Genomic DNA, 17861 nt, shown 5'->3' with positions numbered 1-17861 from the left:
GCCCCGCGGCGGTGAGCGGAAGTCGTACCCGCCCCGCGACGGCGAGCGTCGTTCCTTCGGCGACGACCGTCGATCCTCGCGGCCTCCGCAGGACTCCGACCGTCGCCAGTCGTCGGCCGGCCCGGAGATCCCCGACGACGTCACTGCCTTCGATCTCAACGGCCAGGCGCGCAACGAGCTGAAGACCCTGAGCAAAGAGAACGCCGAGCAGGTCGCACGCCACCTGGCGATGGCGGCGCAGCTCATCGACGAGGACCCCGCACTCGCGCACGAACACGCGCTCGCGGCATCCCGACGGGCGGGCCGCATCGCCGTCGTCCGGGAGACTGTCGCGATCACGGCGTACGCCAACGGGGACTTCGCGCTCGCCCTTCGCGAGCTGCGCACGTACCGCCGGATCTCCGGCAGCGACCACCAGATCGCGCTGATGGTGGACAGCGAGCGGGGCGTCGGCCGTCCGGATCGCGCTCTCGAGGTCGGGCGCGCCGTGGACCGTGCGAGCCTGCCGGTCGACGTACGCGTCGAGCTCGCCATTGCGATGTCCGGCGCGCGCCTCGATCTCGGCCAGGCCGACCGTGCGCTCCAGGAGCTCGACATCCCGGAACTCGACCCGGACCGGGCGTTCTCGTGGAGCCCTGCGCTCTTCGCCGCCCGCGCGGCGGTTCTCGAGGAGCTCGGTCGTGATGCCGAGGCGCAGGAATGGCAGCGCCGCGCCGAGATCGCCGGCGACGCGATCGACGCTCTCGATGCCGACCGTGAGGTCCTGGTCGTCGAGGAGATCGAAGAGCTCCCCGACGAGTCGGAAGCCGAGACGTTCGAGAGCGAGCACCCGGGCGAGGCGGATGACGACCTCGAGTCTGCGGACGATGACGGCGTGGCGATCGCGGACGACTCGGACGCTGACGCCGCGGCGCCTGCGAGCGACGTGGCCGACCCCGTGGCACCCGCCGACGAGGAGGACCACCGGGAGCCCGAGGCCTGATGCCGCTGCTCTCCCGGACACGTCCCACCCCGCTCGAGGGCATCGACCTCGTCCTCGCAGACCTCGACGGGGTCGTCTATGCCGGTGACGGCGCGCTGCCGTACGCCGTCGACAGTCTGAACCGTGCTGCCGAGGGTCGTCGACTCGGCTACATCACCAACAACGCGTCCCGTCGGGACACCGTCGTGGCCGCGCATCTGCGTGAGCTCGGTCTTCGCACTGAGCCGGGAGACGTGGTCACGAGCCCGCAGGCCGCCGTCCGGCTGCTGACGGACCGCATTCCGGCCGGCTCGACCGTGCTGGTCGTCGGGGGAGACGGACTCGTCTTCGAACTGGAGCGTGCCGGGTACCGCGTGACCCGCAGCGCCGACGACGCGCCGGCTGCGGTCGTGCAGGGCTTTGCGCCCGAGGTCGGCTGGGCGCAGTTGGCGGAGGCCGCCTACGCCCTCGCGACGCCGGAGGACGAAGGCGGGATCCCCTGGATCGCGACCAACACCGATTGGACGATTCCGCAGTCGCGCGGGATCGCTCCGGGCAACGGGACCCTGGTCTCCGCCGTGCATACCGCCGTCGGTCGGCTGGCCGTCGTCGCCGGCAAGCCCGAACGCCCGATCTTCGACGAGGCGGTCGCGCGTTTCGGCGCACGGCGTCCCTTGTTCATCGGCGACCGCCTCGACACCGACATCGCCGGCGCACACGCCGCCGGCATCCCGTCGGTCCTCGTGCTCACCGGCATCGACCGGCCCAAACACGTCCTTGCGGCGCCGAAGCACTCCCAACCGACGTTCATCGTGGGCGACCTGCGCGAGCTGCACGAGCCGTACCCGGACGTCGTCTCCCGCGGCGACGTCACGACGGTCGGCTCCGCCGCCGTGCGGATCGACGGCCCCGATGTGCGCATCGTCGCCGAGGGCGAGCGCCCTATCGATCTGGTGCGCGCCGGCGCGGCGGCGATCTGGGGAACGGGCCGCGCGATCTACGGATTCCGCGTCCCCGAACGGCTCTACGCGGATCCGTTCCATCGCCCCTGACCGGCGGGCGCGTATCGTGGACGGCATGTCGATGGATGCCGGAGACCCCCGCGAGCGTCGCGAAGACCTGCTGTCCACGCTCGAGGTCATCGAGGGGCAGCCCCTGAGCGAGCGGGCCGCCGCGTACGCGGCCGTGCACGACGAGCTCGCGCGCCGGCTGGAGTCCGGCCCCCGCGACACCCACGCATGACGAGCCGTCTCGACGCGGCGGTCGCCGCGCGGGGGCTGGCCCGCTCGCGCACGCACGCCGCCCAGCTCATCGACGCCGGACTGGTGTCGGTCGACGGTGCGACCGTCGTGAAGTCATCGGTGCGCGTCGCCGACGATGCTGTCATCGAGGTCGCGGCATCCGATCACTACGTCAGCCGCGCCGCACACAAGCTCCTCGCCGGCCTCGACGCGTTCGGGATCGACGTCACAGGTCGCGTAGCGCTCGACATGGGCGCCTCGACGGGGGGATTCACTCAGGTTCTGCGCGAACGCGGAGCGACGCCGGTCATCGCGGTCGACGTGGGACACGGTCAGCTCGCGGCGACCGTCGCCGCGGACGATGAGGTCATCGCGATCGAGGGATTCAACGTCCGCTACATGACGCCGGAGATCCTCGCCGAGGCGAGCGGAATCCCGATCCCGCCGCGCATCGTGACGGGGGATCTGTCCTTCATCTCACTCGGCCACGTGCTGCCGGCCGTCGCCGGGGTCGCCGCTCCCGATGCCGACATCGTGCTGCTGATCAAACCCCAGTTCGAGGTCGGCCGCACAGGGGTACGCGAAGGTCTCGTCACCGACCCCGGCCGACGAGCGGACGCGGTCGCCACCGTGCTCTGGTCGGCGTGGGACGCAGGCCTCGGCACACACGGCTTGATCGCGTCGCCGATCGTCGGCACGCACGGGAACGCCGAGTACGTGGTCCACCTGCAGCCGGGCGCGACCGCCGATCACGGCAACCCGACCGTCTGGCTCGACGAGGTCGAGAGACTGTCCCGCGGCTGACCCCGGCCTTCCCCGTCAGCGCCGCACCCGGTAGCGAAGGTGGAGTACCCGATCGCCCCGGATCACGACGTCGGGATCTTCCAGCAGGTGCTGTTCCCGCGCCGACCCGAAGAAGCGCCGGCCCTCCCCGAACACGACGGGGACGACGTCCATCCGCACCTCGTCGATCAGACCAGCGGCGAGCGCCTGGCCGCCCACCTCGCCGGCGGCGACCTCGACGACCCTGTCACCCGCGAGTTCCTGGGCCCTGGCGATGGCCGCCTCGATGCCGTCGACGAAATGGAACGGCGCCTGAGGGTCCCACTCAGGCGGCTTCGGCCGATGTGTCACCACGACCACGTGCGCGACGCCGCTCGGCGGCATGCCCTCCCAGCCGTCCGTCAGATCGAAGACACGGCGGCCGACGACGGTCACACCGATCTCATCCCAGTACGCCCGCGTGTACTCGTAGGACTCGTGCGACACCATCAGGATGCCGCTGTCATCCAGCGGGACGTCACCGCTGGTCAGCCAATCGAACAGCGGCCCGGGCTGGTCGTCCGGGTCCGCGATGAAGCCGTCCACGGATACCGTGGCGTACATCACCACCTTGCCCATCTCGTCCCCCTTCGCATGTGCGCGCACCGCTCACCGTAGGACGGGGACGCTCCGACGGCTAGACCCGGGGGAGACACGGAAAACGGCCGGGACCTCGCGGTCCCGGCCGTTCTGCCAGTGGCTCAGCGGAAGGCGTCCTTGACGTCCTCGCCGACCTTCTTGGCCTTCGCCTCGGCCTGGTCCATGTGACCTTCGGCTTCGAGGCGCTCGTTGTCCGTGGCGTCGCCGACGGCTGCCTTGCCCTTGCCGACGGCGTCCTGAGCGGCGTTCCTAATCTTGTCATCGAGACCCATGATCGTCTCCTTCCTCTGGCCGCGTTCTTGTGGGGTGCGCGGCGGTCAGAGCAGTCAATCGGCGGCGCGCGATTACAGCGAGGGGGTTGACAACCGGCACCGCACGTGTCGCGGATCCGGACGCGGACCGAACTCCGACCCCCTTCCCAGACGCCTTTTACCGATATATCGTTATGTATCGCTGGGGCCGCACCGGGCCCCGCACAAAGGGGGTCATCATGAGCGGATCATTCATGGACGATGCTTTCGGGCGCCGCGGGCGCGGGGGCGGTCAGGGCTGGCCGGCGAGCGGCATCTGGGAGGCGATGGAACAGCTGCGCGGCGCGTTCGAGCAGCGGGCCAGCGGACCCCGCATGGGTCGCGGCGACGTCCGCACGGCTGTGCTCAGCCTTCTCGCGGAGAAGCCTATGCACGGCTACCAGATCATCCAGGAGATCGAAGAGCGCAGCGGCGGGAGCTGGAAGCCGAGCCCCGGCTCGGTATACCCGACGCTTCAGCTCCTCGCCGACGAAGCACTCATCCGCGCGGAGGAGTCCGGCGGGCGCAAGACCTATTCGCTCACGGAGGAGGGACGTCAGGCCGCCGATGGAGCGGGCGACCGCTCGGCCCCATGGGAGACGCCGGGGGCACGTGAGAACGCGAAGGTGACGGCGCTGCCGAAGGCCGGGATGGATCTCGCGCACGCCGTCGCGCAGGTCGGAAGCTCGGGCACGCCGGAGCAGGTCAAGGAAGCGGTGGCCGTCCTGGAGGAGGCGCGTCGCCGGCTCTTCAGCATCCTGGCTCAGGACTGATCCGCGCTCGCCGGCGTCAAGGAGGCTCGGTGACCGACGCCCCGAAGCTGCGCGCGCGTCGCCGCAGGATCCTGCGGTTCGCTGCCCGCTACCTGGTGCAGGCCTGGTGGTACGAGCTCCTGCTCCCGCGCGTGGGACTCGGCCGGATCTCCGCGCGCGGGCGCGCCGCGAGGCTGACCCGCATCGCCCGGCGCTTCCACGGGCTGGCCGTCGAACTCGGCGGGCTCATGATCAAGGTGGGGCAGTTCCTGTCCTCGCGACTCGACGTGCTGCCACCCGAGATCACGAAGGAGCTCGAGGGGCTGCAGGACGAGGTGCCCGCGGTGCCGTTCCCCGCCATCCGCGACCTCGCGGTGGCTGAACTCGGCATCCCGCTCGAGCGCGCGTTCGCGTCCCTCGATGCGGCGCCCCTGGCCGCGGCATCCCTCGGACAGGCGCACCGGGCCACGCTCTCGGCACTCGACGCGGAGGACACCGGGCTGAGCGATGTCGTCGTGAAGATCCAGCGGCCGGGGATCGACGAGGTCGTGGACGTCGATCTCGCCGCCCTCCGCAAGGTGGCCGTGTGGCTGAGCCGCGTCCGCCTCGTCTCCGACCGCGTCGACATGCCCGCGCTCGTCGAGGAGTTCGCGCACACGAGCCTGGAGGAGATCGACTACCTGCACGAGGCGGCGAACTCCGAGCGGTTCGCCGAGTCGTTCGCCGGCGACGAGCGCGTCGCCGTTCCCGCCGTGGTCTGGGAGCGCACGACGCGGCGCGTCCTGACCCTCGAGGACGTCACCGCGATCAAGATCAACGACGTCGCGGCGCTGCGGGGCGCGGGCATCGACCCGGCCGCCGTGGCAGCCGCGTTCGCGGCCGTCATGTTCGATCAGCTCTTCCGCCACGGGTTCTTCCACGCCGACCCGCACCCGGGGAACATCTTCGTCGTGCCCGGTGCGTCCAGTGGTGCGGATGCGGGAGCCCGGCCCTTCACTTTCGCGTTCGTCGACTTCGGGATGATGGGGGAGGTGCCCGACACCCTGCGCCGTGGGCTGCGCCGCCTGCTCATCGCGGCGGCGGCGCGCGACGGCAAGGGCATGGTCTCCGGCATCCAGGATGTCGGTGTCCTGCTGCCGTCGGCGGACACGGTCGAGCTGGAGCGGGCGCTCACCACTCTGTTCGCCCGGTTCGGCGGGATGGGGTTCGCCGAGCTTCAGGAGGTCGACCCCCGCGAGTTCCGGGCCTTCGCCGTCGAGTTCGGCGACGTCGTGCGGTCGCTGCCGTTCCAGCTCCCGGAGAACTTCCTCCTCATCATCCGGGCGATGTCGCTGACCTCCGGCATGTGCAGTTCGCTCGACCCCGACTTCAACATCTGGGATGCCGTCGAACCCTACGCCGCACAGCTGCTCCGCGAAGAGGGGGGGAACGTCATCCAGGACGTCGCCGCACGCGTCGTCTCGACGGCCGGCCTGATCGCGCGCCTGCCCGGACGGGTCGATGCCGTCCTCACGCGCCTCGACGAGGGGCGGCTCGCCGTCGACACGCCGCGGCTCGACCGGCGCATCGCGCGACTGGAGCGGGCTGCCCGGCGCATCGTCTCCGCGATCCTGTTCGCCGGGCTGCTGATCGGCGGCATCCTGCTGCGCGCCGACGATGCCGTATTCGGGACGGTGCTCATGGCAGCCTCGGCGCTCCCGCTCCTGCACGCCCTGTTCGCCGGCGCCGGCACACGGCGCTGAGGTGTGGGTATCGGCGGAGCACCTCGCGGCGCACACTGGACCTGACACCCCACCGCCTGTCACGGTAATCGCCTGCCACCGAAGCAACAGGGAGCAGTCATGTCGTACAACGTCGGCTATTTCGTCGGGAGCCTCTCCTCGACGTCGGTCAACCGCATCCTCTCGAAGGCCCTCATCCGCCTTGCGCCGGACGACCTCGAGTTCTCCGAGATCTCGATCCGTGACCTTCCGCTCTACAGTCCCGACTACGACGCCGACTACCCGGCGGAGGCGCGGGCGTTGAAGGACGCGATCGCCGCCGCTGACGCCGTGCTGTTCGTCACCCCCGAGTACAACCGGTCCATCCCGGGTGCGCTCAAGAACGCGATCGACTGGGCCTCGCGCCCGTGGGGGCAGAACTCCTTCGACCACATCCCCGCCGCCGTCATCGGCGCCTCCATCGGGCAGATCGGCACCGCCGTCGCGCAGCAGAGCCTGCGCGGCGTCCTGAGCTTCTGCAACGCCCGGCAGATGACGGCGCCGGAGGCGTACATCCACTTCACGCCCGAGGTGTTCGCCGAGGACGGGAGCGTCTCGAACGAGGGCACGGCGGAATTCCTCCGGACCTTCATGACCGAGTTCCGCGACCACGTGGAGCGGGTGCTGACGGTGCTGCCGCGGTCGGACACCGCGTAGGCTCGATCCCTATGGCAGTCGGCGCAGTGATCCACACGTTCGCGGTGCAGCTGGCCGATGTGGACCGCGGTGTCTACGAGGAGCTGACTCTGCGCGTCGCCCGCCACCCGTCGGAGACGGACGCGTTCATGGTGACGCGGGTCCTCGCGTACTGCCTGGAGTTCGAAGACGGTATCGCGTTCAGCGAGGGGATCAGCGCGACCGACGAGCCCGCCGTGCTCGCGCGCGACCTCACCGGTCGCCTCACCGCGTGGATCGAGGTGGGTGCACCGGATGCCGCACGCCTGCACTACGGCAGCAAGCTCGCCGACCGCACCACCGTCTATACGCATCGCGACCCGGCGAAGGTCGCCGCGGCGTGGGCCGGCAAGCCGATCCACCGGCCGGAGTCGATCGTCCTGCACAGCTTCGACCCCGGTTTCATCGAGGCCGCTGCCGGCGTCGTGGAACGGCGGAACACGATGACCCTCTCGGTCACCGAGCACCAGGTCTACCTCGAGCTCAACGGGACGACGTCCACCTCCGGCATCCACGATCACTCTCTCGTGTGACGCCGTCTTGCGCGGCGACGGCGCTGTGTCAACCCGTTGGGCCGGTGCGGAGCGCATTCGTATGGTTGACCGGGTAGGGCGGCCCGCGGACACGAGGCGGCAGCGCACTCACGTGGGAGGGGAAGCCATGGCGGAGGGGATGGAACGATCGCTTCCGACCGCATCGCCGCCCGCGGCGGGGCCCGCGGGCGAGCGCCTCGGCGGCAGATACCTGCTGCAGTCTCCGATCGGGGAAGGCGGCATGGGGGTCGTCCATCTCGCGCAGGACGAGCTCCTCGGCCGGACCGTGGCGATCAAGGTCTTCCGCGACGGGACCGCGGATGCCGCGCGCACGACGTCGGAGACGCGGCTGCTCGCGGGCCTCAACCACCCCGCGCTCGTGACCCTGTTCGACGCTCACGTCGACGGCGCCGCCCCCAACTATCTCGTCATGGAGTTCGTCGACGGCCCGACGCTTGCCGACCGCATCCTGCGCGGCCCCATCCCCGAGGACGTCGTCGCGACCATGGCCCGAGACCTCGCGGACGCCCTCCACGTGGTACACGCGGCGGGCGTCGTGCATCGCGACATCAAGCCGTCCAACGTCCTGCTGCGTACCTCGCCGGTACCGGGGGAGGAGTTCCGCGCGAAGCTCGCGGACTTCGGCATCGCGTACCTCGTCGACTCGACCCGCCTGACCACACCGGGTCTTCTCATCGGCACGGCCGCCTATGTCAGCCCCGAGCAGGTCCGCGGGGTCGCGCCGACGTCGGCAGCGGACATCTACGCCCTGGGCCTCGTGCTGCTCGAGTCCCTCACCGGGGTCCGCGCCTTCGCGCAGGACACTCCGCACGAGGCCGCCCTCGCCCGGCTGTCGCAGGCTCCGTCGATCCCCGCGCACCTCGGACCCGAGTGGGTCGCGCTGCTCACGCGGATGACGGCCACCGACCCCGCGGACCGGCCCTCCGCGCTCGACGTCGTCGTCGCCGTGAACGCCTTCGGCGGTTCCGGCGCAGACGGACCGACCGCAGGCCCCACGGCGACGGCCATCGCGACGGCACTGGACCGCGTCGTGACACCGAGCGAGGCCGCCCAGTATGCAGCGGCGTCCGCGCCCGACGTCACGATCGCCGACGGGCCGGTCGCAAGCGAGTCGGCCGTCTCCTGGCCGGCGGCGGTCGACCAGGACGCCGCGACGAGGACCCTGGTGGGGCCGCAGCCGCAGGAGGCCCGGACCCCGCCGGGGCGCCGCCGCTGGGTCCCGTATGTGGTGGCCGCCGTCGTGGTCATCGCGTTCGTGGTCGCCGGCCTGCTCATCTGGGGGGCGCTCGCCGCTCCGCCCGCCGAGCCGCTGATGCCGAGCATCGACGGACCGCTCGGCACGCACCTCGATCAGCTCTGGGATTCGGTGACACCATGACTTCCGCACTTCGCGCTGCGGCCTCCGCCGCCGTCCTGACCGTCGCCCTGCTCCTGTCGGCCTGCGCGGGCCCGGCCCCCGGCCTCGCCGCAACGGCCGCCCGCGACATGCAGGAGACCGTCGTCACCATCGCGCAGCATGCGGCAGCGGGCGACCCCGCGGCCGCGGTCGCCGAGCTCGACGCGCTGCAGCAGCGTCTTGACGCTGCGCTGGCCGCCGACGACATCACCGCCGACCGGGCGGCGCTCGTGCAGCGGTCGATCGACCTCGTCCGTGCAGACCTGGAGGGTGTCCTCGCCGAGAACGCGACGCCCGCCCCTCCTGCGACCGAGGATGCCGGCACCGGGAGCACGTCGGACGATCCGGCGACCGACGACGGCGACACCACCGACGACAGCGGCAAGGGCAACAGCGGGAACGGGAACAGCGGCAACGACGGCAAAGACGGCAACGGCAACGGCAAGGGCAACGGGAAGGGCAACGACTGAAGCCGCATCCGGAGTTGCCCTCGGTGGCCTGGAAGTGGTACTTGTAGGGATGACGGGATCTGGGGTTCCGTCGACGGGGCCGGGGGGTTCCGTCACCACAGGACCAGGGGAGTCCGATGAGTCAGCTGACGCTCGTTCCGGCCGTGTATCGCTGCCCGGATCACGACAACCACGAAGCCCTCACCGAACGCGTGCGCGAGCGCGTGGCGTGGGAGATCCGCTGCCTCGGCGAGCAGCCGTCTGCGGCGTTCCACGTCGCCGTCACGTGCCCCGGGCGCGCCGCCGCGCCGGAGACCGAGCATCGGCGCGTGTACGCCGGCACCTGGGAGCTCGCCTGACCCGGTAGCGGTCGAGCGCGGCGGGACGCTCCGGTCCGCGCCGTCCGATATCGTCGTGTGTGACATGAGAGCGCAGCCGCACCGATGATGAAGCCCGCCGCGGGGCGCCCACCCCGCTTCTCCCTCGCGTGCGTCGGGATCGGTCTGACGGCCGGACTGCTGTCCGGGCTCTTCGGCGTCGGCGGCGGCACGGTCATCGTCCCGCTCCTCGTCCTCCTGCTCGGCTTCGATCAGCGTCGCGCCGCGGGGACCTCGCTTGCGGCCATCGTCCCGACGGCGACCGTGGGTGTCATCTCCTACGCCGTGCACGGCTCGGTCGCCTGGCTCCCCGCGCTCATCCTCGCCGCCGGCGCCGTGGTGGGTGCGCAGATCGGCACCTGGCTGCTGCCGCGGATCGCGCAGAACGCGCTGAGATGGGGTTTCGTCGCCTTCCTGGTCATCGTCATCGTCATGCTGTTCGTCCAGGTGCCGTCGCGGGATGCCGAGCTGCCGCTGACGTGGTTCACGGGGGCGGGCCTGGTCGTCCTGGGTCTCTTCACCGGCGTCATGGCGGGGCTGCTCGGCGTCGGGGGAGGTGTCATCGTCGTGCCGGCGCTCATGCTGCTGTTCGGGACGAGCGACCTCGTCGCCAAGGGCACCTCGCTGCTCATGATGATCCCCACCGCGCTGTCCGGGACCGTCGGCAACATCCGCCGCGCCAACGTCGACCTCGTCGCCGCGGCCATCATCGGCGCGGCCGCGTGCACGACGACGGCGCTCGGCGCGTGGATAGCGACGAACATCGACCCGTTCACTGCCACCATCCTGTTCGCCGCCTTCATGACGTTCATCGCCGCCCAGATGGCCGTGCGGGCGGTGCGCGCGCGCCGCGCCTGACCGCGCGCCCGGCCGCCGGCATCCCCGCTCGGTAGGATCGGAGGGTGTCCGTGAACCCTGAGCTGGTCGGTCGTGTGTTCCCGCCGACCGACCCGTACCTCGTCGGCCGGGAGAAGGTGCGCGAGTTCGCCCGCGCCGTCTTCGCGACCGACCCCCAGCACACCGACCCCGCGGCCGCGCAGGCGCTCGGCTATGCCGACGTCGTCGCTCCGCCGACCTTCGCCATGGTGATCCAGGACCTGACGCTGCAGCAACTGCTCGCGGAGCCCGAATCGGGCATCGTGCTCGAGCGCACCGTCCACGCCGAGCAGCGCTTCCGCTACACGCGTCCCATCGTCGCCGGCGACGAGCTCACCGGGCGCCTGCAGGTCACCGGCGTCCGGCCGTTCGGGAAGGGCGCCATGGTGACGAGCGAAGCCGAGGTCACGGATGCCGACGGCGGCCATGTCGTGACGGCGACCTCCGTCCTGCTGATCGGGGGCGAGGAATGACCGGCCTGGAGGTCGGCGCCGTCGTCGCCGAGCGGACTGTGCACCTGACCCGCCAGTCGCTCGTGCGCTACGCGGGCGCCTCGGGGGATTTCAACCCCATCCACTTCCGCGACGACGTCGCGACGCGGGTGGGCCTGCCCGGCGTCCTCGCGCACGGGATGCTGACGATGGGCCTCGCCGTGGAGACGCTCGTGCCGTGGCTCGGTGACACCGGCCGCATCCTGGAGTACGGCGTCCGGTTCACGCGCCCTGTCGTCGTCCACGCCGAGGACGGGGCCGACGTCTCCGTCGTCGCCAAGGTCGGCGCCGTGGACGCCGACGCGGCGCGCATCGATCTCACCGTCACCCACGCGGACACGACCGTCCTGGGCAAGGCCCAGGTACGCGTCCGCGTCGACGGATGACCCGCATGCCTGAGATCGCACCCCGCCCCCTGGCCGAGCTGACGACGCTGCGCGCCGGCGGCACTCCGGCCCGCATGGTCGAGGCCACGACCGCGGAGGAGCTCGTCGACATCATGCGCGGACTCTGGTCGGCGCACGAGCCGTGGCTCGTCGTCGGCGGAGGATCCAACCTCCTCGTCGGGGACGAGCCGTTCGACGGGACCGTCGTCCTCGTCCGCACCCACGGCATCGAGCGGCTCCCCGACCCCCGCGACGGCTACGCGCGGGTGCGCGTGCAGGCCGGTCACGACTGGGATGCCCTCGTCGCCTACACCGTTGCGGAGGGGCTCGGCGGGATCGCCGCGATGTCCGGCATCCCGGGCACCGCGGGAGCCGCCCCCGTGCAGAACATCGGCGCGTATGGGCAGGAGCTCGTGCAGACGCTGACCGAGGTGGAACTGCTCGACGAGGCCACCGGCGACGTCTCGACCGTGCCCGCGGCCGACCTGGCGCTCGGATTCCGCACGTCCGTGCTGAAGCACCACTACGGCTCGGTGCCGCTGCGGCCTGCCGTGGTCCTCTCCATCACCCTGGACCTGCCGATCCGCGGCCATGGCGAACGGGTCGTCACCGGGCCGCAGCTGCGGGCCGCACTGGGGCTGGAGGCCGATCAGGCGGTGACGCTGGAGTGGATCCGCGAGACCGTGCTCGCCACGCGCGCCCGGAAGGGCATGGTGCTCGACGACGCCGACGCCGACACGTGGAGCGCGGGGTCGTTCTTCCAGAACGCGATCGTCTCCGCGGCGTTCGCCCGGACGCTTCCGGCGGAGTGCCCGCGCTGGCCGCTGGCGCCCGAGCTCGACCCCGTCGTGGTGATCCCGCTCGACCGCTTCGACGGCGTGGTCGCGCCGATCGTCTCGTCCGAGCCCGACGTCAAGGTGAGCGCCGCGTGGCTCATCGAGCACTCCGGGCTGCGGAAGGGCTTCAAGCTGCCCCGCTCCCGCGCGGCCCTGTCGAGCAAGCACGCGCTCGCGGTGACGAACCGGGGGAATGCGACTGCGGAGGAGCTCGCCGAGCTCGCCCGGTTCATCCAGGGCCGGGTGCAGTCCGAGTTCGGTCTGCTCCTGCAGCCCGAACCCGTCCTCGTCGGCGTCGAACTCTAGCCCGCGTTCGCCGGGTCAGGCGAAGAGGGCCTGCAGGCGCTGCACGCCCTCGAGGATCTGGTCGTCTCCGAGCGCGTAGGACAGCCGCAGGTAACCGGACGGGCCGAAGGCCTCTCCGGGGACCACGGCGACCTCGGCCTTCTCGAGGATGAGGTCGGCGAGTTCCAGCGAGGTCGTGGGAGTGACACCCGCCCACTCACGGCCGAGGAGGCCCGTGACGTCGGGGTATACGTAGAACGCCCCGAGCGGATTCGGAACCGTGACACCGGGGATCTTCGACAGTTCGCCGACGATGAGCGTCCGGCGGCGGTCGAAGGCCTGGCGCATCTGCTCCGCTTCCGTCTGCGGGCCGGTCAGCGCGGCCAGCGCCGCGCGCTGGGCGATGTTGTTGACGTTCGAGCTGAGGTGCGACTGCAGGTTCGCGGCCAGCTTGATGGCGTCGGCGGGTCCGACCATCCAGCCCACCCGCCAGCCGGTCATGGCGTACGTCTTCGCCACGCCGTTGACGAGGATCGTCTGCCCGGCGAGTTCCGGCACGGCTTCGACGATCGAGACGGCGCGGACGCCTTCGTAGACGAGGTTCTGGTAGATCTCGTCGGTGATGACCCAGATGCCGTGCTCCAGCGCCCACTCGCCGATCGCGCGGGTCTCCTCGGGCGTGTAGACGGCGCCGGTCGGGTTGGACGGGGAGACGAAGACGAGCACCGTCGTCTTGTCGGTGCGCGCGGCCTCCAGCTGCGCGACGGTGACCTTGTACTCCTGGTCGGCCCCGGCGAACACCTCGACGGGGATGCCGTCGGCCAGCGCGATCGCCTCGGGGTAGGTCGTCCAGTACGGGGCGGGCAGCAGCACCTCGTCGCCGGGGTTCACGACTGCCTGGAACGCCTGGTAGACGGCCTGCTTGCCGCCGTTCGTGACGACGACCTGCGCGGGCGAGACGTCCAGGCCCGAGTCGTGCAGCGTCTTCGCGGCGATCGCCTCGCGCAGCACGGGGAGTCCGGCCGCCGGCGTGTAGCGGTAGTTCGCGGGGTCGTGCAGGGCCTCGGCGGCCGCGTCCACGATGAACGAGGGTGTCGCGAAGTCCGGCTCTCCGGCCGCGTAGGAGATCACGGGGCGGCCCGCCGCCTGGAGTGCCTTGGCCTTGGCGTCCACTTTGAGGGTGGCGGACTCGGCGATGGCGGAGAGCTTGCGGGAGACAGGAGCGCGTTCGGTCACAGGAAGAGCGTAGCCCGGGAGGCGCGCGGACTTCAGGTCGTCGGCGTGACGCCGTGTGCTCCCCGATCGGCCGCCGTCAGGGGCGCACCTCGAGGACGCGGTTGAACGGCGTCTCGGCGACGCTCCGGAACCGGGTGAATCCGCCCGCGGCGGTGACGTCGCGGATCCTGGCGGGACCGGCCTGGGTGCCGAGCGCGAGCCCGACATCCTGCGACAGCGACGAGGGGGTGCACAGCAGCGTGGAGAAGCCGTAGTACGCCCGCCCGACGGGGTTGAGGTTGTCCTCGACACGGTCGCCGGCCATCGGCTCGACGACCATCCAGGTGCCGTCCGGTGCGATCGCCTCGCGGACGTGCGCCGCCGCGCCGACCGGGTCGTCCATGTCGTGCAGGCAGTCGAACATCGTGATGAGGTCGTAGCCCGTGCCGGGGAACTCCTGCGCGGATGCCACCTCGAACCGGACGCGATCCTCCACGCCGGCCTCCGCCGCCCGCTCCCGAGCGGTCTCGATGGATGCGGCATGGTAATCCGAGCCGACGAAAGTGGACTTCGGGAAGGCCTGGGCCATGAGGATCGTGGACGCGCCGTGCCCGCAGCCGACATCGGCCACTGTCGCCCCGGCTTCGAGCTTCTCCGTCACGCCGTCCAGTGCAGGCAGCCACGAGCCGACGAGGTTCGCGTGGTAGCTCGGCCGGAAGAAGCGCTCGCAGCCCACGTGCACGTCGGTGTCGTGCTGGTGCCAGCCGTAGCCGGCTCCGCTGCGGGCGGCATCGACGATGTGCTGCGTGTCGTGCACGGTCCCCAGCGCGATCTGGAAGCAGCCGGGCAGGAATGCCAGGCTGTCCGGATCGGTCATGGCGAGTGCGTGCTCGGGCGGGAGCTCGTAGCGTCGCACGGCCGGGTCGTAGGTGACGTAGCCGCCCGCGGCCTGCGCGTTCAGCCACTCCCGCGCGTACGGCTCGGCGGTGCCCGTGCGCTCGGCGAGCTCGCCCGGGGTCGAGGGACCGTGGGCCGCGAGATCCCGGTAGTAGCCGAGTTTGTCGCCCATGACGACGAGCGCGGCATTGAGCGTCGCCCCGACTTCGTCGACCGCGCGGAAGACGAAGCTCATGAGCGGCCGGTCCTAGACTCTGGTCATGCTGGTGGGTCGGCAGGCCGAGCAGCAGGCGATCGACCGCCTGGTGGCCGCCGCTCGCCTCGGGACGAGCGGGGTGCTCGCCGTCACGGGCGAAGCCGGTGTCGGGAAGACGGCGCTGCTCGCGTCCGCTGTTGCCGGGTTGGGCGACATGCGCGTGCTGCGGGCGACGGGGCTCGAGTCCGAGCGCGAGCTGCCGTTCGGGGCGCTGCTCCAGCTCCTGCGGCCCGCGCTCGCTGCACGGGAGGGCATCCCGCCGGTGCAGGCCGACGCGCTCGCCGCGGCCCTGGGACTGCCGCGCGCGGACGCCGCGCCGGGGTCCCGCGACCGGTTCACGATCGGCGCCGCCGTGCTGAGCGTGCTGTGCCGGTATGCCGAGGACGGCCCGCTCGCCGTGGTCGTCGACGATCTGCAGCTCGTCGACACGCCCTCGGTGGATGCGCTCGTCTTCGCCGCCCGCCGCCTCGCCGCAGACCCGATCGTGGTGCTCTGCGGGGTGCGGGTCCCGGAGGGCGACCAGGTGGCAGCCGGTCTTCCCCCGCTGCGGCTGGAGGGGATCGATCTCGACGCCGCCCGTGCCCTCGTGGCCGGGGCGCACCCGCATCCGGTGCCGGAAGAGCATGTCGAGGTCCTGCACCGCGCGACGGCCGGAAACCCCCTCGCGCTGCTCGAGCTGGGTGCGGCGGATCGCGAGGTCGTGGAGAGCATGGAGATCGGGCTGCCGGTGCGCGTGTCCCGGGCCGTCACCGGCGCGTTCGCGCGTCGCCTCGCACGCCTGGACGACGAGGCCCGCGCGGCCCTGCTCGTCGCGGCCGTGTGCGGTCCCGATCTGCGGCACGTCACCGACGCCTGCGGGATGCTGAACGTGGATGCCGGCCGGCTCGGAGCGGCAGAGGACGCCGGCCTCATCGCCGTGGCGGCGGGTCGCGTCGCGTTCCGCCATCCGCTGCTGCGCGCTGCCGTCTACTCGGGGGCCCCGGTGGACGATCGCCGGCGCGCGCATCGCGCGGCGGCGGACGCGCTGCCGCGCGGCGACGTCGACCGCCGCGCCTGGCACCTGTCCGAGGCTGTCTGGGAGCCGGACGCCGCGGTCGCCGATCTGCTCGCCGAGGCGGGCGAGCACGCGGTCTCCCGGGCGGCGTTCGCCGTGGCCGCGAGCGCGTTCGAACGGTCGGCGCGGCTCACGCCGGCCGTGGGGGTGCGTGCGGAGCGGCTGCTGCGCGCCGCCGATGCCGCCTGGACGGCCGGTGAGGGGGATCGCGCGCTGACCCTGCTGGACATGCGGGCGCAGGGCGGGTCCCCGGACCTGCGCGACCTCGAGCTGCGGGCCTCGGTAGCCGCCCGCACGGGCACCGTGCGCGACGCGCTCGGCATCCTCCTCACCGCTGCCGGTCGTCCCGCCGAAGCGGCCGAGCAGGCGGTCTTCCCCGCCGACGCCGTCCACGCGACGTACTACCTCGGCGACGCCCGGACGGCGTCCGAACTCGCGGGCCGTCTCGAGGCGCTCCTGCCGCACGTCGCCGACCCGCGGGCGCGGGCGCTCGGTCTCATGGCGACCGGCATCGCGCGGATCCTCGCCGGTCACGGTGGCGTGGACGACATCCGTGCGGCGGTGCCTCTCCTCGAATCGGGCTCGCGGCTGCGGGACGATCCGCGGCGGCTGTCCTGGCTGCTGCTGGCTCCGCTGTTCCTGCGCGACGCCACCGCCGGTGCCCGCCTCCGGACGCTCGTCGACCAGGTGCGCGGCGCGGCGGGAGTCGGCGCGCTGCCGGCCGTGCTCTTCCACGTCGCGCGCGACCAGGCGACCACGGCCGCGTGGTCCCGCGCGGAGGCGAACTACGCGGAGGCGATCCGGCTCGCGGTCGAGACGGGGCAGGACACCGAGCTCGCGACGTCACTTGCCGGCCTCGCGTGGCTGGAATCGCGCAGCGGTAAGGCGGACGCCTGCCGCGCCCATGCGGCGCGCGCGGACGATCTCTGCCGGGCCCGCGGCATCCGGATGGGCCAGGTCTGGATCGCCTTCGCGCTCGGTGACCTCGAGCTGTCCCTGGGGCGGGCCGAGGCGGCGGTCACGCAGTTCGCCGCGCTCGCCGAGACGCTCGCCGAACGCGGGCTCGACGACCCCGACCTCGCGCCGGCCCCCGAGCTCGTCGATGCCCTGCTGCGCCTGGGCAGGCCGGGGGAGGCCCGCGCGGAGGCGGAGGCGTTCGCGCGGCGCGCCGCGCAGAAGGGTCAGCCCTGGGCGCTCGCTCGCGCCGACCGGGCGCAGGCGCTCGTGGCCGATGGCGAGGAGTGCGTGCGGCTCTTCGAGCGGGCTCTCGTGTCGCATGCGCGCACGCTCGACCGATTCGAGGACGCGCGCACCCACCTCGCGTTCGGTGAGCGGCTGCGGCGGATGGGCCGGCGGGTCGACGCGCGCCGGGAGCTGCGGGCCGCCCTCGAGGTGTTCGCCGATCTCGGCGCCGAGGTGTGGCGCGCGCAGGCCGTCGCGGAGCTCGCGGCCACTGGTGAGCACGTGCACGCCGGAGCCGCGAGCGCCACGGCGAGCCTCACTCCGCAGGAGCTGCAGGTCAGCGTCCTCCTCGCCGAGGGGCGGACGACCCGGGAAGCGGCCGCCGCCCTGTTCCTCAGCCCGAAGACGGTGGAGTACCACCTGCGCAAGGTCTACACGAAGCTCGGGATCGGGTCGCGTGCGGAACTCGCCCGGGCGATCGCCGAAATCGATTGACGCTCAGAGAT

Annotated in this window: 19 protein-coding genes and 1 pseudogene; 16 read left to right on the top strand and 4 right to left on the bottom strand. The window is 72.0% G+C overall.

Features of this window, described 5'->3' with window-relative positions:
* The 4 genes and pseudogenes from MSA03_RS10490 to MSA03_RS10480 all read left to right on the top strand — a co-directional run.
* A pseudogene (locus MSA03_RS10490) lies at nt 1-982 on the top strand (primosomal protein); the annotation flags it as partial.
* Nucleotides 982-2013: an HAD-IIA family hydrolase gene (locus tag MSA03_RS10485; RefSeq protein ID WP_147050941.1), complete on the top strand. Its 1032-nt coding sequence runs from the start codon at nt 982-984 to the stop codon at nt 2011-2013. The pseudogene MSA03_RS10490 and the gene MSA03_RS10485, both read left to right, overlap by 1 nt.
* Nucleotides 2014-2038: 25 nt before the next feature.
* Nucleotides 2039-2203, top strand: coding sequence for a hypothetical protein (locus MSA03_RS14360; protein WP_155947981.1), 165 nt, complete (start codon nt 2039-2041; stop codon nt 2201-2203).
* Nucleotides 2200-3006 carry a TlyA family RNA methyltransferase gene (locus MSA03_RS10480; protein ID WP_147050940.1) on the top strand — a complete coding sequence of 269 codons (807 nt, stop codon included), beginning with the start codon at nt 2200-2202 and terminating at the stop codon, nt 3004-3006. Before MSA03_RS14360 ends, MSA03_RS10480 begins: the two co-directional genes overlap by 4 nt.
* Before the next feature lie 15 nt (nt 3007-3021).
* On the opposite strand, the gene MSA03_RS10475 is transcribed toward MSA03_RS10480, so the two are convergent.
* Complete coding sequence (locus MSA03_RS10475) at nt 3022-3603, bottom strand: dihydrofolate reductase family protein (protein WP_147050939.1); 582 nt, start codon at nt 3601-3603, stop codon at nt 3022-3024.
* A 122-nt stretch (nt 3604-3725) separates the two neighbouring features.
* Entirely contained in the window at nt 3726-3896 is a 171-nt protein-coding gene (locus MSA03_RS10470) for a CsbD family protein (RefSeq protein WP_147050938.1), read from the bottom strand.
* A gap of 218 nt (nt 3897-4114) precedes the next feature.
* Here MSA03_RS10470 and MSA03_RS10465 point away from each other — a divergent pair, with 218 nt between their 5' ends.
* From MSA03_RS10465 to MSA03_RS10415, 11 genes are all read left to right on the top strand, one after another.
* Entirely contained in the window at nt 4115-4687 is a 573-nt protein-coding gene (locus MSA03_RS10465) for a PadR family transcriptional regulator (RefSeq protein ID WP_147050937.1), read from the top strand.
* A gap of 29 nt (nt 4688-4716) precedes the next feature.
* On the top strand, nt 4717-6408 hold the full coding sequence (locus MSA03_RS10460) for an ABC1 kinase family protein (protein ID WP_244946398.1): 1692 nt from the start codon (nt 4717-4719) through the stop codon (nt 6406-6408).
* Between the two features lie 99 nt (nt 6409-6507).
* Complete coding sequence (locus MSA03_RS10455) at nt 6508-7083, top strand: NADPH-dependent FMN reductase (protein WP_051526096.1); 576 nt, start codon at nt 6508-6510, stop codon at nt 7081-7083.
* An 11-nt stretch (nt 7084-7094) separates the two neighbouring features.
* On the top strand, nt 7095-7634 hold the full coding sequence (locus tag MSA03_RS10450) for a YaeQ family protein (RefSeq protein ID WP_147050935.1): 540 nt from the start codon (nt 7095-7097) through the stop codon (nt 7632-7634).
* Between the two features lie 61 nt (nt 7635-7695).
* The gene (locus tag MSA03_RS10445) at nt 7696-9033 is read left to right on the top strand and encodes a serine/threonine-protein kinase (protein WP_147050934.1); all 1338 of its coding nucleotides are present in this window, start codon (nt 7696-7698) and stop codon (nt 9031-9033) included.
* Entirely contained in the window at nt 9030-9521 is a 492-nt protein-coding gene (locus MSA03_RS10440; RefSeq protein ID WP_147050933.1) for a hypothetical protein, read from the top strand. Before MSA03_RS10445 ends, MSA03_RS10440 begins: the two co-directional genes overlap by 4 nt.
* A gap of 116 nt (nt 9522-9637) precedes the next feature.
* Nucleotides 9638-9859, top strand: coding sequence for a hypothetical protein (locus tag MSA03_RS10435; RefSeq protein WP_028494819.1), 222 nt, complete (start codon nt 9638-9640; stop codon nt 9857-9859).
* An 84-nt stretch (nt 9860-9943) separates the two neighbouring features.
* A complete protein-coding gene (locus MSA03_RS10430) occupies nt 9944-10735 on the top strand; it encodes a sulfite exporter TauE/SafE family protein (protein WP_036272088.1) in 792 nt (263 codons plus the stop codon).
* Nucleotides 10736-10779: 44 nt separating this feature from the next.
* Nucleotides 10780-11226: a MaoC family dehydratase N-terminal domain-containing protein gene (locus MSA03_RS10425; protein WP_036272094.1), complete on the top strand. Its 447-nt coding sequence runs from the start codon at nt 10780-10782 to the stop codon at nt 11224-11226.
* Nucleotides 11223-11630 (top strand): MaoC/PaaZ C-terminal domain-containing protein, encoded by a 408-nt coding sequence (locus MSA03_RS10420; RefSeq protein ID WP_147050932.1) that lies wholly within the window; start codon nt 11223-11225, stop codon nt 11628-11630. Before MSA03_RS10425 ends, MSA03_RS10420 begins: the two co-directional genes overlap by 4 nt.
* A 5-nt stretch (nt 11631-11635) precedes the next feature.
* Complete coding sequence (locus tag MSA03_RS10415; protein ID WP_028494823.1) at nt 11636-12772, top strand: UDP-N-acetylmuramate dehydrogenase; 1137 nt, start codon at nt 11636-11638, stop codon at nt 12770-12772.
* Nucleotides 12773-12787: 15 nt separating this feature from the next.
* Here the strand turns inward: MSA03_RS10415 and MSA03_RS10410 are convergent, their stop codons facing one another.
* Both MSA03_RS10410 and MSA03_RS10405 read right to left on the bottom strand, forming a co-directional pair.
* Nucleotides 12788-13987: a pyridoxal phosphate-dependent aminotransferase gene (locus MSA03_RS10410; protein ID WP_028494824.1), complete on the bottom strand. Its 1200-nt coding sequence runs from the start codon at nt 13985-13987 to the stop codon at nt 12788-12790.
* Nucleotides 13988-14063: 76 nt separating this feature from the next.
* On the bottom strand, nt 14064-15098 hold the full coding sequence (locus MSA03_RS10405) for a class I SAM-dependent methyltransferase (protein WP_147050931.1): 1035 nt from the start codon (nt 15096-15098) through the stop codon (nt 14064-14066).
* 25 nt (nt 15099-15123) lie between these two features.
* On the opposite strand from MSA03_RS10405, the gene MSA03_RS10400 reads away from it, so the two are divergent.
* Nucleotides 15124-17850 (top strand): helix-turn-helix transcriptional regulator, encoded by a 2727-nt coding sequence (locus MSA03_RS10400; RefSeq protein WP_147050930.1) that lies wholly within the window; start codon nt 15124-15126, stop codon nt 17848-17850.
* Nucleotides 17851-17861: the final 11 nt, after the last annotated feature.

Origin of the sequence: Microbacterium saccharophilum (assembly GCF_007992455.1) — a bacterium.
Taxonomy (GTDB): Bacteria; Actinomycetota; Actinomycetes; order Actinomycetales; family Microbacteriaceae; genus Microbacterium; species Microbacterium saccharophilum.
This window is presented reverse-complemented; position numbering and strand designations above follow the sequence as displayed.